The 22043-nt window shown below is 62.9% G+C and carries 20 protein-coding genes; 8 read left to right on the top strand and 12 right to left on the bottom strand.

Translation table 11 applies throughout. The features are described 5' to 3' along the window. The first annotated feature begins 174 nt into the window (after positions 1-174). The gene (locus IGB42_RS03300) at positions 175-789 is read left to right on the top strand and encodes a flavin prenyltransferase UbiX (RefSeq protein WP_159666741.1); all 615 of its coding nucleotides are present in this window, start codon (positions 175-177) and stop codon (positions 787-789) included. Positions 790-823: 34 nt separating this feature from the next. Here the strand turns inward: IGB42_RS03300 and IGB42_RS03295 are convergent, their stop codons facing one another. From IGB42_RS03295 to dtd, 3 genes are all read right to left on the bottom strand, one after another. After that, positions 824-2179 (bottom strand): MATE family efflux transporter, encoded by a 1356-nt coding sequence (locus IGB42_RS03295; protein ID WP_201799807.1) that lies wholly within the window; start codon positions 2177-2179, stop codon positions 824-826. Next, complete coding sequence (locus IGB42_RS03290; RefSeq protein WP_159666717.1) at positions 2146-2442, bottom strand: hypothetical protein; 297 nt, start codon at positions 2440-2442, stop codon at positions 2146-2148. The genes IGB42_RS03295 and IGB42_RS03290 overlap by 34 nt, the downstream gene beginning before the upstream one ends. 383 nt (positions 2443-2825) lie before the next feature. Further along, positions 2826-3278 carry a D-aminoacyl-tRNA deacylase gene (gene dtd / locus IGB42_RS03285; protein ID WP_159666712.1) on the bottom strand — a complete coding sequence of 151 codons (453 nt, stop codon included), beginning with the start codon at positions 3276-3278 and terminating at the stop codon, positions 2826-2828. A gap of 155 nt (positions 3279-3433) precedes the next feature. Between dtd and asd the strand changes: the two genes are divergently transcribed. Next, on the top strand, positions 3434-4540 hold the full coding sequence (gene asd / locus IGB42_RS03280; RefSeq protein ID WP_174764168.1) for an aspartate-semialdehyde dehydrogenase: 1107 nt from the start codon (positions 3434-3436) through the stop codon (positions 4538-4540). 130 nt (positions 4541-4670) lie between these two features. On the opposite strand, the gene IGB42_RS03275 is transcribed toward asd, so the two are convergent. After that, on the bottom strand, positions 4671-5549 hold the full coding sequence (locus IGB42_RS03275; protein ID WP_159666703.1) for a LysR family transcriptional regulator: 879 nt from the start codon (positions 5547-5549) through the stop codon (positions 4671-4673). A 167-nt stretch (positions 5550-5716) separates the two neighbouring features. Here IGB42_RS03275 and IGB42_RS03270 point away from each other — a divergent pair, with 167 nt between their 5' ends. Both IGB42_RS03270 and IGB42_RS03265 read left to right on the top strand, forming a co-directional pair. Continuing rightward, positions 5717-6721 (top strand): NAD(P)-dependent alcohol dehydrogenase, encoded by a 1005-nt coding sequence (locus IGB42_RS03270; protein WP_159666699.1) that lies wholly within the window; start codon positions 5717-5719, stop codon positions 6719-6721. Between the two features lie 307 nt (positions 6722-7028). Next, entirely contained in the window at positions 7029-7445 is a 417-nt protein-coding gene (locus tag IGB42_RS03265; protein ID WP_159666692.1) for a hypothetical protein, read from the top strand. A gap of 10 nt (positions 7446-7455) precedes the next feature. On the opposite strand, the gene IGB42_RS03260 is transcribed toward IGB42_RS03265, so the two are convergent. Beyond that, on the bottom strand, positions 7456-8547 hold the full coding sequence (locus IGB42_RS03260; protein WP_255461408.1) for an ABC transporter ATP-binding protein: 1092 nt from the start codon (positions 8545-8547) through the stop codon (positions 7456-7458). A 485-nt stretch (positions 8548-9032) separates the two neighbouring features. Between IGB42_RS03260 and IGB42_RS03255 the strand changes: the two genes are divergently transcribed. Beyond that, entirely contained in the window at positions 9033-10100 is a 1068-nt protein-coding gene (locus tag IGB42_RS03255; protein ID WP_159666685.1) for a LysR family transcriptional regulator, read from the top strand. A gap of 45 nt (positions 10101-10145) precedes the next feature. On the opposite strand, the gene yaaA is transcribed toward IGB42_RS03255, so the two are convergent. The 7 genes from yaaA to IGB42_RS03220 form a co-directional block, all read right to left on the bottom strand. Next, entirely contained in the window at positions 10146-10910 is a 765-nt protein-coding gene (gene yaaA, locus IGB42_RS03250; protein WP_159666682.1) for a peroxide stress protein YaaA, read from the bottom strand. A gap of 259 nt (positions 10911-11169) precedes the next feature. After that, positions 11170-11787 carry a response regulator transcription factor gene (locus IGB42_RS03245; RefSeq protein ID WP_159666679.1) on the bottom strand — a complete coding sequence of 206 codons (618 nt, stop codon included), beginning with the start codon at positions 11785-11787 and terminating at the stop codon, positions 11170-11172. Then, positions 11771-13972 (bottom strand): PAS domain-containing sensor histidine kinase, encoded by a 2202-nt coding sequence (locus IGB42_RS03240; RefSeq protein WP_159666676.1) that lies wholly within the window; start codon positions 13970-13972, stop codon positions 11771-11773. The genes IGB42_RS03245 and IGB42_RS03240 overlap by 17 nt, the downstream gene beginning before the upstream one ends. A gap of 72 nt (positions 13973-14044) precedes the next feature. Beyond that, positions 14045-15034, bottom strand: coding sequence for a 2-hydroxyacid dehydrogenase (locus IGB42_RS03235; protein WP_159666673.1), 990 nt, complete (start codon positions 15032-15034; stop codon positions 14045-14047). Positions 15035-15039: 5 nt separating this feature from the next. Further along, the gene (locus IGB42_RS03230) at positions 15040-15291 is read right to left on the bottom strand and encodes a hypothetical protein (RefSeq protein ID WP_159666670.1); all 252 of its coding nucleotides are present in this window, start codon (positions 15289-15291) and stop codon (positions 15040-15042) included. A gap of 33 nt (positions 15292-15324) precedes the next feature. Then, a complete protein-coding gene (locus tag IGB42_RS03225) occupies positions 15325-16269 on the bottom strand; it encodes a complex I NDUFA9 subunit family protein (protein WP_159666667.1) in 945 nt (314 codons plus the stop codon). 39 nt (positions 16270-16308) lie between these two features. Then, positions 16309-18204 carry a lytic transglycosylase domain-containing protein gene (locus IGB42_RS03220; protein WP_159666664.1) on the bottom strand — a complete coding sequence of 632 codons (1896 nt, stop codon included), beginning with the start codon at positions 18202-18204 and terminating at the stop codon, positions 16309-16311. 198 nt (positions 18205-18402) lie between these two features. Between IGB42_RS03220 and glyQ the strand changes: the two genes are divergently transcribed. From glyQ to glyS, 3 genes are all read left to right on the top strand, one after another. Next, complete coding sequence (glyQ, locus tag IGB42_RS03215) at positions 18403-19299, top strand: glycine--tRNA ligase subunit alpha (protein ID WP_159666661.1); 897 nt, start codon at positions 18403-18405, stop codon at positions 19297-19299. A 12-nt stretch (positions 19300-19311) separates the two neighbouring features. Beyond that, entirely contained in the window at positions 19312-19797 is a 486-nt protein-coding gene (locus IGB42_RS03210) for a hypothetical protein (protein WP_159666658.1), read from the top strand. Between the two features lie 122 nt (positions 19798-19919). Next, complete coding sequence (gene glyS, locus IGB42_RS03205; protein WP_159666655.1) at positions 19920-21980, top strand: glycine--tRNA ligase subunit beta; 2061 nt, start codon at positions 19920-19922, stop codon at positions 21978-21980. Positions 21981-22043: the final 63 nt, after the last annotated feature.

The raw sequence follows: 22043 nt of genomic DNA, 5'->3' as shown, positions 1-22043 counted from the left end.
CTATGGGGGATAACAGGCATCCGGCGCCCGGCCTGGCCGGTTTTTCTTCTGTTGTGGCAGGGAGTGCGCTGGCGTTTCCTGCATTGTTCCATGCCCGCTTTCTCCCGCCGCCGTGAACGCACCTTGCACATCGGTAGCGCAAAGCCGGGCTGCTTGGCCAGTCAGGATGACATCATGAAAACCATTACCGTTGCCTTTACCGGTGCATCCGGCCTGCCATACGGGCTGCGCACGCTTGAATGCCTGCTGGCCGCCGGCTGCAAGGTGCACGTGCTGTATACGCAAGCGGCGCAGATCGTCGCCAAGCAGGAGCTGGGCCTCACCTGGCCCGGCAGGGCGGAGGAGCTGGGCAAGCTGCTGCGCACGCAATTCGGCGTTGCCGATGAGGCGCAGCTCACCGTATGGGGCCAGCAGGAATGGTTTGCACCGATGGCATCGGGCTCCAACCCCGGCGACGGCATGGTGGTGGTGCCGTGCACGATGGGCGCGCTGGCGGCCATTGCCAACGGCAACAGCGACAACCTGCTGGAGCGCGCTGCCGACGTGATGATGAAAGAGCGCAAGACGCTGATCCTGGTGCCGCGCGAAGCGCCGTTTTCCGCGCTGCACCTGGAAAACATGCTCAAGCTGGCACGTCTGGGCGTGGTGATCCTGCCGCCCAATCCGGGCTTCTATCATCACCCGCAAAGCATTGCCGACCTGGTGGACTTCGTGGTGGCCCGTATCCTCGATCAGCTGGGTGTGCCGCACCAGCTGATGCAGCGCTGGGGCGACGACGCCGTCGCCTGATTTTGCTGCCTGGGACCTGCTAACACTTATTTCGTTAGCGGGCGGATGCGTCAGCGCGCGGCTTGCTGTGGCGGTGGAACAGCCACACCAGCGCACTGGCGGCAAACGACAGCGCCAGCACCAGCGCAAACCAGAAGCCCGCAGCGCCGTAGCCCAGATGGAAGGCCAGTACATAGCCACCGGGTATGCCGATGACCCAGAACGCCGCCAAGTGGATCAGCATCGGGGTGCGGGTGACCTTGTAGCCGCGCAGTACGCCAGCGGCGACCACCTGTGTGGCATCGGCCAGCTGGAAGATACCGGCCAGCATCAACAGGCTGCCGGCCATCGCCAGCACCGCGCTATCCCTTGTATACCAGGTGGCAATCCAGTGATTGCCCAGCATCATGAACAGCGCCGTGGTGGCCGCCACTACCAGCCCGACGCGCAAGCCGGTCCAGCCGATGAAACGCGCGTACGCCGGCTGGTTTGCCCCTAGCGCTTGCCCCACGCGCACCGTCATGGCGGTGCCGAGGCCGGATGGAATCATGAACAGCATCGATGCCATGTTCAGTGCAATCTGGTGCGCAGCCACCGGCACGGTGCCAAGCTTGGCGATCAGCAGCGAAATGCCCGAGAACGCGCTGACTTCCACAAAGAACATCGCGCCCATCGGCAGGCCCAGTTTCAGCAGCCGCCACTGCTGGTGCCAGTCCACGCGCTGCCAGTGGCGCAGTGGATAGGTATCGCGATACACCGGCGAGATTTTCAGCCACGCCAGCATCATGATCAGCGTGAGCCAGATGCCGAAGGCGCTGGCCCAGCCACAGCCGATTGCGCCCAGCGCCGGAAAGCCGAAGTGCCCATAGATCAGCACCCAGTTGGCCAGTACGTTGATCGCCAGGCCGATCAGCGCAATCACCATCATCGGCTTGGTGGCATTCAGGCTGGCGCTGTAGCCATACAGCACGCGGAACAGCGCAAACGCCGGCAGCGCCCAACTGATGGCCTTGAGAAATTCACGCGCCTTGTGCGCCACGTCCGGCGTCAGGCCCAGTAGATCGAACACCGGCAACGCCAGCCGCGCCGCCGCAAAGGCAATCAGCCCCCATGCCATGCCCTGGTACAGCGCCTGCTGGGTGATGCCGGGAATGATGGCGCGGTTCTGCGCGCCCACCGCGTGGGCGATCAGCGGGCTGGCCGCCAGCGTGAGGCCCACCAGCGTGACCAGCAGCATCACCCACACCGATGCGCCGATCGATACCGCGGCCAGATCGCCCGCCGACACGTGGCCGGCCATCACCGCATCGACAAATGCGGTGCCGGTGCTGGCCAGCTGGCCGATCATGATGGGCCAGCCCAGGTGCCAGATCGACTTCAGTTCGTCTTTGAGGTGGTGTTGTTCGGACATCGCAGCGGGGTTTCATAATGGCCGACCAGTTGCGGCCAGTCCTGTTGCAGGGACAGTGCGGTATGCACCGAGAGATCGAACACCAGCAAACTGCCATCGCGCAGCCGCTCCAGTGCAAAGCCCAGCGCGGCCAGCCGGCGGGCGGCCTGGCTGACCGTATCGCACGGGCCGGAAAGATGCAGCCAGCGGCGGTTGCGTGGCGCATGGTGGCGCGCATTCAGGCGCGGGCAGCAATCGGCATCGTGGTTCAGACAGTCGTACATGGCAGCCTCCGGGTCGGTTCGACGACGGCCACACCATGCGGCCGACGCTTTAGCGGCATTTCCCCGTAGAAAACGGGCGCGCCCCGCAAGTTGTCGTTTAAATCAGGCGCGGCGGATGTAACGGCATCCGCTCCGGTATCACAGCCCCGCAAACCCGCTTCCGCAAACCGGCAGCCCTTGGGGTGCCGCGGAAACGAAAAAACCCGCGTGCAAGACGCGGGTTTCGCTCGCACGCTTTAGCAGGATTTATTGGCAGCGCCCCGCAAGCTGGGACATCAAATCGGCGCTGTGTGTTGAAGTTATTCTTGCAGATCAGTGCGTTGCTTTGCAAGTACGGGATTTCCCGCGCCGGCAGCGCCGGGCGATCACTGTGTGCAAACGGGCTATTCCGGGGTTTTCGAATCCAGCAGCAAGGTCACCGGGCCATCGTTGACGAGTGCCACCTGCATGTCCGCACCGAACACGCCGGTGGGCACCGTCTTGCCCAGTTGCGCTTGCAGCAAGGCTACAAAGCGCTCGAACATCGGTTGCGATACCGGCCCGGGCGCTGCGCGGCCCCACGATGGCCGGTTGCCCTTGCTATAGGCGCCAAACAGCGTGAACTGCGAAACCGCCAGGATATCGCCGCCGCTATCGATCACGGCACGGTTCATCACGCCGGCCTCGTCGGCAAAGATGCGCAGCTTGCAGACCTTGCCGGCCATCCAGGCGAGGTCGGTCTCGGTATCGGCCGCTTCCACGCCGCACAGCAGCAACAGGCCGGCGCCGATTTCGCCAACGATGGCACCATTGACCTGTACGGATGCCTGGGTAACACGTTGCAACAGCACTCGCATGGCTGGGTTTCCGGTGTTGTCGGGAAGAAAACAGCCGGCAGATTAATGCAAACTGCGGTTTCCGGCACGCTGCGATGGCCGGCGCTGGTCAGCAATCAGGATTTTCACTAAGATATCCGGTTCGGGATTTTCTATTGTATTCAAAGGAATTGATGATGAAGCGCGTGGGTCTTGTCGGTTGGCGCGGCATGGTGGGCTCGGTCCTCATGCAACGGATGCAGGAAGAAAAAGACTTCGATCTGATCGAACCGGTTTTCTTCACGACGTCGCAAGCCGGTGCTGCTGCACCGAACTTCGGCAAATCGGCTGGCACGCTGCGCGACGCCACGTCGATTGACGAACTCAAGGCGATGGACGTCATCATTTCCTGCCAGGGCGGCGACTACACCACCGACGTATTCCCCAAGCTGCGCGCAGCCGGCTGGGAAGGCTACTGGATCGACGCGGCTTCCACGCTGCGCATGGAAGACGACGCGGTCATCATCCTGGACCCGGTGAACGACGACGTGATCCAGGGCGCGCTATCGCGCGGCGTGAAGAACTACATCGGCGGCAACTGTACCAACTCCATCCTGCTGATGGGCGTGGGTGGCCTGTTCAAGCAGGGCCTCGTCGAGTGGGTATCGTCGATGACCTACCAGGCTGCATCGGGTGGCGGCGCCAACCACATGCGTGAACTGCTCAAGGGCATGGGCGTGGTGTACGGTTCCGTGGCCGATGAGCTGGCCACGCCGTCGTCGGCCATTCTGGATATCGATCGCAAAGTGGCGCAAACCATCCGCAGCGACGTGCCGACCGAGTATTTCGGTGCCCCGCTGGCTGGGGGCCTGATCCCGTGGATCGACAAGCAGCTCGACAACGGCCAGTCCAAGGAAGAGTGGAAGGGCCAGGCCGAAGTGAACAAGATCCTCGGCACGGCACAGACCATCCCGGTTGACGGCCTGTGCGTGCGCATCGGCGCCATGCGTTGCCACAGCCTGGCACTGACGCTGAAGCTGAAGAAAGACCTGCCGCTGTCCGAGATCGAAGCCATCATCAAGTCGGGCAACCCGTGGGTGAAATGGGTGCCGAACGACCGTGAAATCTCGGTGAAGGAACTGACTCCTGCATCGATCACCGGTGGCCTGGAAATCGGCGTGGGCCGCGTGCGCAAGCTGAACATGGGCCCGGAATACGTCTCCGCATTCGTGATTGGCGACCAACTGTTGTGGGGTGCTGCAGAACCGCTGCGCCGCATGTTGCGCATCCTGCTCGACAAGTAAACACAAGCATCAGAAAAAAACCGGGCTCTTGCCCGGTTTTTTCATTCCCCCGCCTGGCGTGCGACTGCCGGATGCCGCAGCGGGCTTGCTTGCAGATGGTGCCATCATCAAGTGGCCGGCTGCCAGCCAGTCAGCCGAATCGCTCTACCAGGAAATCCACGAAGCTGCGCAGCTTGGGCGAACGATAGCGATCCGGCAGATAAACCACATGCATGGGCCGGCTGGGCAGCGCATATGCGGGTAGCAGCTTGATCAGGCGCCCCGCGCGCACATCGGCTTCCAGCAGGATGGCGGGCTGCAGCACGATGCCCAAGCCATGCAGCGCCGCCATGCGCAGTGCCTGCCCATTGTTCACCTGCAAGCGGCCCGAGATGGGAACGCGGAATGCGCCATCTTCATCCAGCAGCTGCCAGCTGTTCAAGGTGGCAAGGCTGAAGGACAGGCACTCATGGCCGGTCAGATCGTCCGGTTTGTCTGGCGTGCCCCGGCGTGCCAGATAGGCAGGCGAGGCGCAGATCATCAGCCGGTACGGCGCCAGCGGCCTGGCAATCAGCGCGGAATCCGGTAGCGGGCCGATGCGGATGGCCACTTCGAATCCCTCTTCCACCAGATCGACCACGCGGTCGTGCAGCGCGATATCAACGCTGACATCCGGGTAGCGGCCAAGATAGTCGGGCAGTACGGACATCAGCGCCTCGGTACCGAAAGAGACAGGGGCGGTGATGCGCAATTTGCCCGCAGGCGCCAACTGCAGGTTTTGTGCCTGGGCATCGGTTTCGGCCACCAGCCTGAGGATTTCCTTGCAGCGGATGTAGTAGTCCTCGCCAAACGCGGTGAGATTCTGGCGCCGGGTGGTGCGATTGAGCAGCCGCATGCCCAGGCGTTTTTCCAGCATGCGCAGGTGATTGCCTGCCATGGTGGCCGAGATGTCGCATGCGCTGGCGGCCGCGCTCAAGCTGCCTTTTTCGACGGCCAGCACGTACACCTGCATGCTGTCGAGCAAGTCCATTGCTTATTCCAAGTGTCAAATGTATCAATCGTGATGGAGTTTATCGCTGAATTGTTCTGAATGAAACTGGTGACCAGCGTTGCAAGCAGCACGGTCCGGCCATGCCGCCGGCAGCTGGGTTATCTGCTCATGCATCCACGACAGACTTCAACCACAGAGAGAACATCATGAAAGCCATCGAACTCATTGCCCCTGAACCCGGTGCGTTTCGCCAGACCGAGTTGCCCGAGCCGAAAGCCGGCCGTGGCGAGGTGCTGGTGCGCCTGCGTGCCGCCACGCTGAATTTCCTCGATGTAGCCGTTGCGGCAGGACATTTTCCGGTGCCGGGTTTTCCGATCATCCCGGTTGCCGATGGCGCGGGTGAAATTGTGGCGCTGGGTGAGGGGGTTACGGCGCTGGCGGTGGGGGAGCGGGTGATTCCGCATTTCATGCCCAACTGGCAAGGCGGTGCCATCACACCGCACAATGTGGCTGCTTTGCGTGGCGTCAATCTGCCGGGTTCGCTGGCGGAATATGTCGCAGTGCCCGCCAACAGTGTGGTGGCGTTGCCCGCACACCTGGATTTTGTCCAGGGGGCGGCATTGCCGATTGCCGCAACCACGGCCTGGAATGCGGTGCGCTCGGCGCAACTGCGCCTAGGGTCCGTCGTGGTCTTGCTGGGAACCGGGGGCGTCAGCATCTTTGCGTTGCAGTTTGCCAAGGCAGCCGGCGCCACGGTGATCATTGCATCATCATCGGATGACAAGCTGCAGCGTGCCCGTGAGCTGGGGGCCGATCACCTGATCAACTACCGCGCCACGCCCGCCTGGGATGAAACGGTGTTGCAACTCACCGCAGGACGTGGTGCCGATCTGGTGGTTGAAACGGCGGGCGGTGCTACGTTTGCGCGTTCGATCAACGCCGCTGCCATGGGAGGAACGGTATTCACGGTCGGTTTTGTCACCGGCACCGCTGCATCCATTGATCTGTTGCCGGTCATCGTCAAGGCTTTGCGTATTGTTGGTAACAATACCGGCTCCGTGGCCGATCTGGCTGAGGCAGCCCGCGCCATTGCAGCCCATTGCATCGTGCCGGTGATCGATCAGGTGTTCGGTATTGATGAAACACCCGCTGCCTATGCGGCGCTCGGCAGCGGCGGGCAGCACTTCGGCAAGGTTGCGATTTTGCATTGATTGATGGCAGGCGATCGGCTTTTCGCCTTCGCGAGCCGGCCGGGAGCCGTATCCTTGACCTGCGTGCATTGACGGCAGGCTGGTCGGGGCCGCATGGCGCATCGGTGGTAGTGCATCGGTTTGGAGCAGGGGCGAATGCGGACATCATGGCGGAGGCAGTCATTCAGGCCGCAGGCAAGGTAAGCCAGATCACACCCGAGCGTTGCGCCGTTGCTGCGATGCCGCAACAATCGTTTCAAACAACATTGCATGACGTTAGAATTACATTCCGCCGTCTTCCTGGCGTAACGTGGATGGAATGGTACGCATGCTCGAATGGCTCAGAAGCAAACTGGTCGGCCACTATGGCGACACCCCCCAGCCCTCCGCGTTTCCGCAAACGGAACTGATGCCGCGCCCTGCGCCGCGTGCCGACGAAGACCGGCATCATCCATTGCGCAAATCCATGCTGTACCGGGTCAAGCGCGATGCCTTGCTGATCGTTGCGGAAATGAACCGTGGCGTGAAAATGGAAGATTGCGATCTGCTGGCCCGCCAGTTGGCTTTCGTGCAGAAAGAGCTGATCCAGGCGGCTTACCACGACGAGCGCATTCCCAAGGAAGAGCGCATCGCGCTGGCCAAGTACCATGCGCTGAACATCCGCCACGGCCTGGGTGAGCGCCGCACCCAGCCGTTGCGCGGCGTGCAGACGCCGCCGCCACGCAAGAGCAGCAAGCCGGCCTGACCCTGCCGGATCAGCCGCGCGGCAAGGCGTGGCCATCCGGGCCGAACAGCTGTGTGCAGCCGGTATCGATACGCAGGTGGACGGTGCCCACCAAGCCGGCATGGCCGGGCAGCTTGATGGTCACGATCTCGTCCAGGCCCTCGATTTCCACATAGGCCACCTGCATGTCGCCCAGGTGCTCGATGAGGTCCACCCGTGCGGCGATTGCCTGCGGATCTGCCGGGCTGGTCAGCGTGATGTGCTCGGGCCGTATGCCCAGTGTGAGCTGCGTGCCCGTTGCAATGGCAGCGGCGTTGCGGCCGGTGGCAACCCTGTGCCGGCCGGCCAGCTGCACATCGGTGCCACCGGCCCGGTTGGCCAGCAAGGTGCAGCGCAGCAGGTTCATCCTGGGGGAGCCCAAGAAGCCTGCCACGAACACGTTGACGGGTTCACTGTACAGCGCCAGCGGCGGGCCGATCTGCTCGATGCGGCCAGCGCTGAATACGGCAATGCGATCCCCGAGCGTCATGGCCTCCACCTGATCGTGGGTGACATAGATCATCGTGGTGCCCAGATCATGGTGCAGCTTGGCCAGCTCCACGCGCATTTGCAGCCGCAGCGATGCATCCAGATTGGACAGCGGTTCGTCGAACAGGAAGACCTCCGGCTCGCGCACGATGGCGCGGCCGATGGCCACGCGCTGGCGCTGCCCGCCCGACAGCGCCTTGGGCTTGCGGGCCAGCAAATGTGTGATCTGCAGGATGCTGGCGGCGCGGGTGACGCGGGCATCGATCTGCGCTGCCGGGGTTTTGGCCAGCTTGAGCGCAAACGCCATGTTGTCGTACACGCTCATGTGCGGATACAGCGCATAGCTCTGGAACACCATGGCGATGCCGCGCTTGCTGGCGTGGATATCGTTGGCCAGCGTATCGCCGATATACAGCTCGCCAGCGGTGATGTCCTCCAGCCCCGCGATCATGCGCAGCAGCGTGGATTTGCCGCAGCCGGACGGGCCGACGAACACCATGAATTCGCCATCGTGTATTTCCAGGTCCAGGCCGGGAATGATGTACTGATCGCGCGTGTAGGCCTTGCGGATATTGCGCAGCACAAGCCGGGACATGGTTGCCTCCTGGGGGGTGATCGCTGCAATGTAGGCGCGGGCCAGCCGCAACGGAAAGGCAGCGATGCGCATGTCGTCCATGCGTGCATTGCATGGCTGTGTGCTCGCCGATTGCGCGGCGCATAAAAAATCCCCGCACGGGCGGGGATGAAGGATGGAGAGTGAGGATGAAATGCAAAGCCCGGTAAGACCTGCCATCGCAATGTAGCGGCCGGCATTGCCTGCGGCCAGATGCGCTGGCGAATGCCATCCATGCACCGCATGCATGGGGCGAAACGGGTGCAGCGCGGGCGGATAAAGCGTTTGTAATCAGTATTTTGTGGTCAGCCGGTTGTCCACGCGGAAGGCGATATTTGCCCGATTGATTGCAGCAGGCGTTTGCTGCATGGCTGGCATGCATGCAGTGCATGTGTTGTACTTCACACTGTGGTAATAATGTGATTTATGTATTGCCAGAAAAATGACTACAAGATTCGGAGACGGCCATGCTGCAAACCAGTCAGGTACCCCTCGATCTCAACCTGCTGTTGTGTCTGAATGCCTTGCTTACGCATGGCAGTGTGACGCGGGCGGCGGATACGCTGGGTGTCACGCAGTCGGCAATGAGCCGTTCGCTGGCAAGGCTGCGCGAGGCATTTGACGATCCGTTGTTCGTGCGTGCTGCGAACAAGCTGGCGCCCACGCCGCGTGCCGAAGCGCTGCGTACGCCGCTCAATACCATCCTGCAGCAGATCGATCAACTGGTGGTGCCCACGGATTTCGACCCGGCGCGCGCGCGCGGGCGCTTCCGCGTGGCCTGTGTGGAGTTTGCGCAGACGGGGTTCCTGCCACAGGTGCTGCCCGGCGTGATCGGCCGTGCACCGCAGTTGGGGCTGGATGTGGTGGGGCTGGAGGCGCAGCCGTTCGAGCGCCTGGGTGATGACGGCGCCGATCTGCTGCTGGGCCTTGCCAGCAACGCACCGGCGGATGTGTACCAGCGTGTGGTTTACCGCGACCGGCTGATGTGCGCGGTGCGTGCCGATCATCCGCTGCTGCGCACCGGAGAAGGCATGAATGTCGAACACTATTGCCGCTGGCCGCATCTGCAGTTGCAGCTGGGGCATGATTTGCGCCGGCTAGTGGATGACCGCCTGCTGGCATTGGGCGCGGCGCGGCAGGTAGGCCTGCAGTTGGCGCAGATCAGCGCTGCACTGCCGGTGATCGCCGACAGCGATCTGATCCTGACGGCACCGGAGCATGTATTACGGCGTGAGGCACGCGATGGCCTGGTGATCCTGCCGCTGCCATTTGATGTGCCGCCATTGACGATGTCACTGTTCTGGCACGCGCGCCGGCATAATGATCCGGCACATATCTGGCTGCGCAACGCACTGTGCGAGGGGCTGCAGGAGCAATACCGCAACTGGCAGGCGCGACAGCAGCATGCGCCGACCGATCTGGCCGCCATCAAGCAGATGCGCCCGCTGCCACCGGAAGTACCGGGGGCGAAGTACGAAGCGCCGCGAGAGTATCCACGCGTGGGCAGTTTCTATCCGGGGTACCGCGGCGTTTGAGCGTGCTGCCGGGCCGTTTGCCGGTGGGGAGAGGCCAGTCGCAGCTCAATCCTGCAGCCGGCGGCGGAACAGCCAGCGGCTGGCATCGCTGTCCTCGGGTACGAAGCGGTAGCCCTCGTAATCGAAGTGCTTGAGCGCCGCGGCGTCGCTCACGTTGTTGAGCGCTGCATAGCGCACCATCAGCCCGCGTGCGCGCTTGGCGTAGAAGCTGATGATCTTGTAGCGGCCGCCCTTGTAGTCTTCGAACACCGGCGTGATCACCGGTACCTCCAGCAGCCGGGGCTTCACCGATTTGAAGTACTCCTCGCTGGCGAGGTTGATCACCACATCGTTCCTGCGGGCGTTGACCGCCTGCGTGATCGCATCCCCCCAGAACGCATACAGGTCCTTGCCCTCCGGGTTGGCCAACCGCGTGCCCATTTCCAGCCGGTACGGCTGGATCAGGTCGAACGGCTTGAGCAGGCCATACAGGCCGGACAGGATGCGCAGGTGTTTTTCCAGGTAATCACGCCCCCTGGCATCGAACGAGTATGCATCCAGCCCTTCGTACACATCGCCCTTGAACGCGAACACTGCCGCGCGGGCATTGGCAGGCGTAAATGGCAGGCTCCAGCTGTGGTAGCGGCCGGCATTGAGCACCGCCAGTTCATCCGAAATGGCCATCAAGCGCGACAGATCGGCCGGCGCTAACTGCCGCAATTGCGTGATCAGCTGTTCCGAGCGGGCGAGGAAAGCGGCTTCGGTGTGGTGTTTCGTGGGCAACGGCGATTGATAGTCCAGCGTTTTGGCTGGCGAGATCAGCATGAGCATGGCGGGGTCTGCAAAAGGCGGGATGGATAGGGCGATTGATCTGGCAGCAGCGGGGCGTGCAGTGTGGCGACAGGGTAGGGCGCGTGCTGCGGCGTGTAAACGCCATTTTGCCCGGTAGCTATCTTGAGGCGCTTGCCCGGCGTGCACGGCGGGCTGGGGCAGTCGCAGCCGCATGCGATGGGGCATCCCGCAAAAAGCGGGTCGGCAGCTTCCACAAGGAAGCTGCCGTATTCAGCGCGGGTGCAGCCGTATTGCCGGATCAGGTTTCCACGCCGGCATCGCGCAGCAGTGCCGCCAGCTCCATCGCGGTCTTGACGTGCATTTTTTCCAGGATGCGCGCGCGATGCACTTCGACGGTTTTCATCGAAATCGACAGGTCATCGGCGATCTGCTTGTTGAGACGGCCGGTGAGGATCAGCGCCATCACCTCGCGTTCGCGCGGGGTGAGTGATTCCAGGCGGATTTCCACCGCGTTGCGCGCTTGCCACTGATTGCGGTGTTCCAGGTCGGCTGCCAGGCTTTTTTCCACCAGGTCGACGATGTCGTTGTCGTTGAACGGTTTCTCGACGAAATCGGTGGCGCCATCCTTGAGTGCGCCCACCGCCATCGGCACATCGCCGTGGCCGGTGAGGAAGATCACCGGTGGCAGGTATGCGTACTCCTTCAGCTTCTGGAACAGCTCCAGCCCGCTCATGCCGGGCATGCGCACGTCGAGCAGGATGCAACCGAAGCGGTCGGGGCTGTAGTCCTTGAGGAAAGCATCTGCGCTGGCAAAGCTTTGCGCTTCGTGATCGCGGGTGGAGAACAGCCAGGCTAGCGCGTCGCGCAGCGCATCGTCATCATCGACGATGGCAATTCGGTTAGGGTTCGACGGCATCGGTTTCCTCGTTGAACGGCACGGTAAAGATGAAGCGGCTACCGCCGCCGGGATTGGCTTCCACCCACAAGCGGCCCTGATGATGCTCGATGATGGAGCGGCAGATGTTCAGCCCCATGCCCATCCCGGCGTCCTTGGTGGTGAAAAACGGTTTGAATAATTGTTCCAGCTGCTCGGGTGCAATGCCAGCCCCTTTATCCGCAATGGTCGCGCGCAGCTGGTTGCCGTCGCGTGCCAGGTCTATGGTCAGCAGGCGCTGCGCCGGCGGGGTGGATTCCATCGCTTCCAGCGCATTCTTGATCAGGTTGAAAATCACCTGTTCCAGCATCACAGGGTCAGCGTAGAGCGTGGGCAGTGCGTTGTCTTCCCGGAACGACACCTGCACGCCACGGCGGGTGATCTCGTGGCCCAGCAGGCCCAGCACGGTGTCGAGCAGCGCATCGATTTCGCAGCGCTTGCGGTGCGGCGCGCGGCGCTGCACGAATTCGCGGATGCCGCGGATGATGTGGCCGGCGCGCTTGGCTTGCTCGCCCATTTTTTCAATGGCCTGCGAGAGCTGGCCCAGGTTGGGCTGTGGTGCGGCCAGCAGGTTGCGGCAACCGCTGGCATAGCTGGCAATCGCCCCCAGTGGCTGGTTGAGCTCGTGCGCCAGGCTCGATGCCATTTCGCCCATCGAGATCAGCCGCGAGGTTTGCTGCAACGTTTCGTTCTGGCGGCGCTCGCGCGCGGCGGCGGTTTTCAGCGCGGTGATGTCGGTGGCGATTTCCAGCCACACCGCACTGCCATCCACCCACACGCTCTGGCGGCTTTTCACCTGGTACCAGTGTTCGCGGTAACTGTCGAACCATTCGGCATCCACCGGTGGTTCGGCGCGGCGCACCACGAAGGGCACCACGCAGCAGCGGCCGCGCCAGTCCGGCAGGCCGAATGCGCGGTCGAACTGGTGATTGCTCATCAGCAACTCGCCGCTTTGCGCATCCGATACCGCCACCGCGGCATCCAGCCCGTTCAGCACCGTCACGAAGCGCTCGTGCGATGCTTGCAATGCCTGCCGCTCGCGGCGGATTTCGGTGATGTCGTACAGCGATGCCATCCAGCCGATCTGCCGGCCCTCGCCATTGATCAGCTTGGATGCGTACAGGCGCACGTCGAAGCGCTCGCCGTTCTTGCGCATGAAGCGCACGGCAAAGCCGTTCGGGTCCAGCCGGCCGGCCAGGATGGCATCGCTGGCAGCCTGGCAGCGCGCCATTTCTTCCGGTGGCCAGTACGGCATGGTGGGTTGGTGGCCCAGCAGCTCGGCGGAATCGAAGCCCACCATGTCGCAAAACGCCCGGTTCACGTAAATCACCCGGCCGGTCATGTCCATCGCACGCATGCCGGTCACCAGCGAGTTTTCCATTGCCTCGCGCAGTGCGGTTTCGCTGCGCAGCTGGATCACCGCATCCGCATGCTGGCGCATGTGGTTCTGCAGCAGCCGCGTGGTGGCAAGGATGGCCAGCGACAGCGCAAACAGCAGCCACGGGAGGTAATCGGCAAACGAGCGCCGGTCGGATGCGTGGTAGACCTCGGCGCGCAGCGATAGCCCCAGCGGCGGCATGTCCAGCGCCACGCTCTTGAATACGCCGGATGGATCGAGCTGGCGCTGCGATTTGGCGGTGACGATATTCTGCTGCGCATCCACCATCGCCACCTGGTAACGCTGGGCAATCCACCAGGGCACCTGCTGCTGCAGCAGCCGGTCCATCGCCAGTGTGGCCACCACGAAGTGCTGCCGGTCCGGCGTGGTCACCGCGTACTGCAGCAGCGGCGTGCGCTCCTGCTGCACCAGGTCGCCCCAGCCCGCTTCGCCATTGAAGGGCAGCGTTTGCCATGCCTGCGCCGCGCGCCAGATGATATGCCCCTGCGCATCCTGTATCGTCAGCCCGACCACTTCCGGGCTGTTCTGCGTGAGCGATAGCGCGCGGGCCTGAAATAGCGGTACCGTGTAATCAATGCTGGTATACAGCGTGGCGGCCAAGCCTGACAACGCATCCACATCGGTGCGCAATTGCTGCTCGATCGCCTGTTTCTGCCACAGCAGGTCTTGCTCGAGCTGGTTGCTGCGCTGGATCTCGACTTCTTCGCGCGTCAGCAGCAGGTAGGCGGCAAAGGCGAGCGCAAACAGCGCTGCCAGCAGGCCCGGCAACAGGGCCAGCCAGCTGGCGCGGCGATGCAGTCTGCTCAGGCTGTGCGGAAGATGAATGACGTGCCTGCCCGGTCAGACCGCGTTGGCGAGCGGCAAGCCCGCTGCAAACGCGGCCACGTTGCCCATCACGGTTTCGGCAATGTTGGACAGCGCCTCGTCGGTGAGGAAGCCCTGGTGCGAGGTGATCACCACGTTGGGGAAGGTGGTCAGCCGCGCCAGCATGTCGTCCTGCAAGGCGGTGCCGGACAGGTTCTCGAAAAACACGCCTTCTTCGTATTCGTATACATCCAGCCCCACGCCGCCCAGCTTGCCATCCTTGAGCGCGTCGATCAGGTCTGCGGAATTGATCAGCCCGCCGCGGCTGGTATTGATGATGACGGCGCCGTGTTTCATCGAATTGATCGAAGCGGCGTTGATCATGTAGCGCGTTTCATCGAACAGCGGCGCGTGCAGGCTGATGATGTCCGATTCGGCCAGCAATTGCTCCAGTGGCATGAACTCGCAACCGAGCGCTGCCCCCATCGCCAGATCCGGTGTGCGGTCGTTGGCGATCAGGCGCATGCCGAAGCCGCGTGCCACGCGCAGTGTGGCGAGGCCGATCTTGCCGGCACCCACCACGCCGAAGGTGCGGCCGTGCAGGTTGAAACCCACCAGGCCATCGAGCGAGAAATTGCCGTCACGCACGCGGTTGTATGCGCGGTGCGTCTTGCGCACCAGCGTCAGCAGCAGTGCGAAGACATGTTCTGCCACCGCTTCCGGTGAATACGCGGGTACGCGGGTAACGGCCACGCCATGCTGTTTGGCCGCCACGATGTCCACGCCATTGAAGCCGGCGCAGCGCAGCGCCACGTGCCGTACGCCCAGGCGCGCCAGTTCTGCGATGGTTGCCGCATCGACCCGGTCGTTGACGAACGGGCATACCACATCGAAGCCGGCCGCCAGCGGTACGGTCTGGCGGTTGAGCCGGTCTTCGAAAAACACCAGCTCATGGCCGTGGCGGGCATTGGCACGCTCCAGCGAGAGATGGTCGTAGGGTTTGCTGTCGAATATGGCGATACGCATGATCGCTACTCGCGCCAGATATGGGTTTCGGACGTTTCCAGTGTGTGGCCGTTCCAGAAGTGGCCATGCATCTGCTTGGCGACCGCGTGGCAGGCGGCTTCGCTGATATCCAGCTCGATCAGTGCCATCGGGAAACCGCTGTCGTCACTGATGGTGATCTCGCCGATCGGATGCGAAAACCCCAGCTCGCGCAGCAGCGCTGCCACGGCTTCCGGTTGGGTATCGGGCGGCAATTTGCGGATTACGAGTACAGCCATCACTAACTCCTCAAGGGTGCAAGAACGATTGCTTTACGGGGTGCCGCGCCCGGTGCGTCCGGCATGACGGCGGTATTCATTGTAGCGGGAAGCTGCCCCCACATAGCTAGGCGCAATGGCTGCCAGTGCTGCAGGCTTCCATCCCAGCATAGCCGGGAAGCCGGCATTGTCGATATTGGGGGTTTTCATCGAGTCGAGGTTATCGTGGCTGATGGGCGGATCGGGCAGTAGCGCCATCAGCGTTGCCTGTAGCCTGGCCATCCATTCAGGCAGCGCGATGATGCGGGTGCGATGCCCGGCGGCCTGTGCGGCTATGTGCACGATGTCCCCCAGCGTATAGACATCCGGCCCCACCAGGCTGAGCGTTTGCCCGGCCAGGTCCTTGCGCTGCACCCCGGCCACGAACGCACGCGCCACGTCTTCCACCCACACCGGCTGGAACAATGCCTGAGCGCCGGCCAGCGGCAACAGCGGCGCCAGGCGGGTAATGCCGGCAAACAGCGTGATGAAATGATCGCCACGGCCGAATACCACGGAAGGGCGGTAGATGGTCCATGCCAGCGGGCTGGCCTTTACCAGTGTTTCGGCGCGGCCTTTGCTGCGCTGGTAGCGCGATGGCCCGTTTTCATCCGCGCCCAGCGCGCTCATGTGCAGGTAGCGCTGTACGCCGGCTGCCAGGCACGCCGCGATGATCTGCCGGGTGAGGGTGACGTGCGCGCGTTCGAAATCCGCTTCCTTGCCCTGCAGGATGCCCATCAGGTTGATGACGACATCCGCGCCGGCGAGCAGCCGGCCCAGTTCGGCCGGATCGTGAATGCTGGCACTGGCCAGCGCCACCTGCGGCAAGGTCAGCGTGCGGCTGCGCACCGCTTCGCGCTGGCGGGTGGGAATGACCAGGCTATGGCCCCGCGCTGCCAGCTGCGCGGCAATGTGGCTGCCGATGAAGCCACTGCCGCCGATGATCACGATGCGTTTCATCACTGGCCCTTTGCCGGTGCAAGCCCGGCGCCGTTGCTGTCAGGGGGCGTCTACGGTACCGCCCTTGGGGGGAATGGTGGCAAGCCGCTGTGCCAGCGTGGTTTGCTCGCCCAGCAGATAGCCATAGTGCTGCGCATTGGCCATCACTTTCTTCACGTAATCACGCGTTTCATCGAAAGGGATGGTTTCAATATAGATCACGGCATCCATCGGCTGGCTGGCCTGCCAGTTGCGCGCCCGGCCCGGCCCGGCGTTGTAGCCGGCGGTGGCCAGCACCGGGTGCCCTTCCAGGCGCTCCTGGATATAGCCCAGGTAGAAGGTGCCGAAACGCACATTGGTTTCGATGTTGTTGAGCTCGCTCGGCGATACGCCTTTCATGCCGAGCTTGCCCGCCACCCACTTGGCGGTAGCCGGCATCAGCTGCATCAACCCGGATGCGCCCACCCCTGAGCGTGCGGTGCTCATGAAGCGGCTTTCCTGGCGGATCAGCCCGTATACCCAGGCGGCATCCACGCCGTTCTCGCGGCTTTCTGCCTGCACCAGCGGGCGGTACGGGGTGGGATATTTCAACCGGGGGTCCACCCGGCCCGGTGTGCGCTCGGCGGTGAAGATCATGCGGTCGAGCAAGTTGTTGCGCTCGGCGATCTGCGCGGCGGCCACCTGTTCTTGCGGGGTCAGCCCGCGCAATGCCCATGTCCACTCGCGCATGCCCTCGGTGCGCCAATCCTGGTCGTACAGTGCCAATGCCCGCTGGATACCGGGACGCTGCTGCACCGCGCGCATCTGCTCTTCACTGGTGGTAATCGGCGGCGTCACCGCTTCGGCCACGCTGCCCAATGCATCCTTGGCCAGCAGGCTGTAGAAATCCTCGCCGCCAGCCAATTCGCTCAGCAGTACGGTGGCTTCCGGTACGCGGTTCAGTGATTTGAGTGCCATGGCGCGCCAGTAGCGCCACACGGTCAGCTTCAGGTCTTCCGCCGGCATGGCATCGATGCGGGCCAGCGTGGTTTTCGGGTCTTGCGCCAGCAGCGCTGCGCGCACCGCCCAGAAGCGGCCGCTTTCATCCAGATCGCTCATGCCGCCGCGCTCGAACCATTCATTGGCCTGCGGCAAGTGCTGGCGCACGGCAATCTGCCCCAGCTCCTGCCAGCCATAGCGCTGATCGGCCTCCGGCCAGTCGCGCGACAGCTTGCCCAGCCAGCCCGCGGCCTTGTCGGCATCGCTGCGCGCCAGTCGCTGGATGGCGAACAGTGCCGCTTCACGTGTACCCCGGTCATTGCCCGCCAGTTTGGGTAGCGCTTTTTCCGGGGTATTGGCAGCAACAGTGATGGCGCGATTGGCCAGCGCGGCCGGGAAACCCACGCGCGCCGACAACTGGCGGGCAAAATCCGGCTTGTTGGCGGCCAGCGCCAGGCGGATGCGCGCCCACACGTCGTCGTTGGTCAGCTGCTTTGCTTCGAACAGTGCATCGTAAACCGGGTTGCATGCTTCCGGCCTCGCCTGATCGCTGAACCACGAAGGGCGCAGTTTCAGCGTGGCATTGCGGTCGGCTTTGGCCAGTGCCGATTGCGCGGCAAAGCATTGCAGTTCGATCGGTGGTGCATCGGCGCGCAGGTAGTGCGCATCGAATGCCGTCCAGTCCTGGCGCTTGCCCAGCTCTTTCAGCCATTCGCCGCGCAGACGATCGGCTAGTGGCGTGCCTTCGAAGCGGTCGAAAAACGGTTTGAGATCGCTATCGTTCAGTTGCGGCAGCTGCAGCGAGTACCAGTAGTACTGCGGGTACATTTCCAGTACCTCGCCACGGGAAGCATCGGCCAGTTGCGCAATGCGGTTGATGTCGCGGCTGCGCGCGGCATCGCGCAGCGACAGCAGGTCCAGTTGGGCGGAGGCCTGTGCGGCAACGGTGATCAGCAGGATGGAAAGCAGGGATTTCATGGCAGACTTCACGGGCAACGAGCGGGGGCGCATTGCTGCAAGAAGGGCGTAGCAGCAGCAAAGTTCCCAAAGCATAGGGGTTCGCGCTTTTGCTGTCATGCACAAGACGATGCACCGGCTGGGCGGTGGATTGGTCGCCAACCCACAAAGCAAGTAGAATCAGCGGGTTTAGAAGATGCCAGAGCACGTTACGTAATCATGCTGACCTTCCAGGAAATCCTGCTGACACTGCAACGCTATTGGGCCGAACAAGGCTGTGCGTTGCTGCAACCCTATGATATGGAAATGGGCGCTGGCACCAGCCATACCGCCACATTCCTGCGCGCTATCGGCCCGGAGCCATGGAACGCCGCCTATGTGCAGCCCAGCCGCCGCCCCAAGGACGGCCGCTATGGCGAGAACCCCAACCGCCTGCAGCACTATTATCAGTTCCAGGTGGTATTGAAGCCGAACCCGGACAATATCCTCGAGCTGTACCTGGGCTCGCTGAAAAAGCTGGGCATTGATCCCACCGTGCATGACATCCGTTTTGTCGAGGATGACTGGGAAAATCCCACGCTGGGCGCCTGGGGTCTGGGTTGGGAAGTGTGGCTGAACGGCATGGAAGTGACGCAGTTCACTTATTTCCAGCAGGTGGGCGGCCTCGACTGCAAGCCGGTACTGGGCGAGATCACCTACGGGGTGGAGCGCCTGGCCATGTATTTGCAGGGCGTGGAAAACGTTTACGACCTGGTCTGGACCAAGTACCCGAATGGCCAGGTGGTCACTTACGGTGATATCTACCACCAGAACGAAGTGGAGCAGTCGAAGTACAACTTCGAGCACTCGAACGCGCCATTGCTGCTGGATCTGTTCGGCAACTTCGAATCCGAAGCCAAGCGCCTGCTCGATGCCGGCCTGGCGTTGCCGGGTTATGAAATGATCCTGAAGGCTGCGCATACTTTCAACCTGCTCGATGCGCGCGGCGCCATTTCGGTGACCGAGCGTGCCGCGTATATCGGCCGTATCCGCACGCTGGCACGCCAGGTGGCGCAAGCGTATTACGACAGCCGCGAAGCACTCGGTTTCCCGATGTGCCAGCAGGCAGCCGGCTAGGGCATCGTGGTGATGCGCGCGCTGCTCCTCGCCCTGGGCCTGCTGCTTGCCGCTTGCGGCAAGTACGACGACAAGCTCGATGGCCCGGCGCCGGTGCCGGAAAAGAAGGCCGAATGGCGCCAGTACGGCACCATGCCGGACTTCGAGATGTGGGTGGACAGTGCATCGGTCACCCACGAAGCCGAAGAGGACAAGGGCTCGGCGCGCTACACCTATGTGTGGATGTGGCAGAAGTTCAAGACCGACCAGATCGATGGGCAATCCAAGGGCAAGTACCGCAACAAGTACACGCGCCAGGCCATCGATTGCCCGAGCGGGCGCATGGCCGGCATTGCCGTCGAGCTGCGTGACGAGGATGGGGTTGAGGTGGCGCGCTATGACGTGCCCGGCTTCCAGTGGGAATTTGCCGATCAGGCTGCCGATAGTTATGGCGCCGATTTCGTGCGTCAGGTTTGCAAGATCATGGCAGACAAAGACGCCAAGCCAGACACAGATTGAAAACCGTGCCTGGCTGCGTTGTGCCCGCTTGCCGTACTTGTTGTACTGTCTGCGCTCGCACGCCTTGCCAGCCCCGCTTTTGAACTGTGCTCGATACTGAAGATCAAGAAGAGTAAGAAAAGATGACGCAAACGCTGTTGATTGAACTGTTTACCGAAGAACTGCCGCCCAAGGCGCTGCCGAAACTGGGCGCAGCGTTTGCCAAGTCTCTGTTCGACGAACTGGCAAAGCTGGGTTTCGTGGATGCCGGGGTTGAATACCACGCCTTTGCCAGCCCGCGCCGGCTGGCGGTGAGCATTCCGCAGGTTGCCGCGCTGCAACCTGAACAGAAAATCGAGAAAAAAGGCCCGGCCGTGGCCGCCGGCTTCAAGGATGGCGTGCCCACGCCGGCGCTGGCGGGCTTTGCCCGCTCGTGCGGCGTGAGTGTGGATGCGCTCGAGCAAGGCTCGGACGGCAAGCAGGATGTGTTCATTTTCCGCAGCGTGAAAGCAGGCGAGCCGCTATCCGCACTGCTGTCCGGCCTGATCGAAGTGGCGCTGAAAAAGCTGCCTGCCCCCAAGATGATGCGTTGGGGTGACCGCGATGGTCAGTTCATCCGTCCGATCCACGGCCTGACCGTGCTGCACGGCAGCGATGTGATTGCCGCCAGGGTGCTGCATCTGGCATCCGGCCGTACCACGCAGGGCCACCGCTTCCTGTCTGCCGGTGCGGTCGAGTTGGCCCATGCCGATGAATACGCGAAGAAGCTCTACGAAGAAGGCAAGGTGGTGGCGAGCTTCGACGCACGCCGCGCGCTGATCGGCGACAAGCTGCACGCTGCCGCTGCGCGCCTGGGCGCCACCATTGCCGCCGACGATGCGCTGTTTGATGAAGTGACCGCGCTGGTGGAGTGGCCGGTGGTGCTGGAGGCCGGCTTCGAGGCCGATTTCCTCAAGGTGCCGCAGGAATGCCTGATCCTGACCATGCAGCAGAACCAGAAGTACTTCCCGCTGCTGGATGGCAACGGCAAGCTGATGAACCGCTTCCTGCTGGTATCGAATATCGAGGCCGCCGATTCGTCCGCCATCGTCGGTGGCAACGAGCGTGTGCTGCGCGCGCGGCTGTCGGATGCCAAATTCTTCTTCGAGCAGGACCAGAAGAAAAAGCTCGAATCACGCGTGCCGTCGCTGCGCAGCGTGGTGTACCACAACAAGATCGGCAGCCAGCTCGAACGCGTCGAGCGCCTGCAGAAAATCGCCGGCGAGATCGGCCCGGCGCTGGGCGCGGACAAGGCGGTGTGCGCGCGCGCAGCTTACCTTGCCAAGGCAGACCTGGTGTCCGACATGGTGGGTGAATTCCCCGAGCTGCAAGGCATCATGGGCATGTATTACGCACGCCTTGATGGCGAGGGCGATGTGATTGCCGCTGCGATCGAAGGCCATTACCACCCGCGCTTCGCTGGCGACACGCTGCCGCAAGGCGCGGTGGCGCAAGCGGTATCGCTGGCGGACAAGCTTGAATCCATCGTCGGCATCTGGGGCATCGGCCTGATCCCGACTGGCGATAAAGACCCGTTTGCACTGCGCCGCGCCGCGCTGGGTGTGGTGCGCCAGTTGCTGGACTTGCCGCTCGACCTGCACGCACTGCTGGTGGCGGCTGCAGCCGCATTCCCGGCTGGCGTGGTGGCGGAAGGCACCGTCGATGGCGTATATGGTTTCATGCTCGACCGCCTGAAGAACTACCTGGCGGCGGAATACCCGGCGGCGGATATCGATGCGGTGCTGGCGCTGAACCCGCCGCGCTTCGACGAAGTACGGGTGCGCCTGAAAGCCGTGGCCGAATTCAAGGCGCTGCCGGAAGCAACTGCGCTGGCCGCAGCCAACAAGCGTATCCGCAACATCCTGAAGAAGGTGGAAGGCGATGTGCCGGCGATCAATGCCGGCCTGTTTGCCGAGGCACCGGAAAAAGCATTGTTCGATACGCTGCGTGCGTTGCAGGGCCCGGTTGAGGCCGCGCTGGCCGCGCATGACTACACGGGCGCATTGAAGCAGCTGGCCGCCTTCAAGGCACCGGTCGATGCATTCTTTGACGGCGTGATGGTGATGGCGGACGATGCCGCAGTACGTGGCAACCGGCTGGCATTGCTGTCCGCGCTGGCCGATCTGATGAACCGTGTGGCAGAACTGTCGCTGCTGGCCGAATGACCCACGGATTATTTTGCATGGCGGCTGAGCTGCAAACCTTGCCGCCATTGCGGGTATCCGATC

The organism is Andreprevotia sp. IGB-42 (assembly GCF_009848685.1).
Taxonomy (GTDB): Bacteria; Pseudomonadota; Gammaproteobacteria; order Burkholderiales; family Chitinibacteraceae; genus Andreprevotia.
Note: the sequence above shows the minus strand (reverse complement) of the source record. Positions and strands in the feature narration are given on the sequence as shown.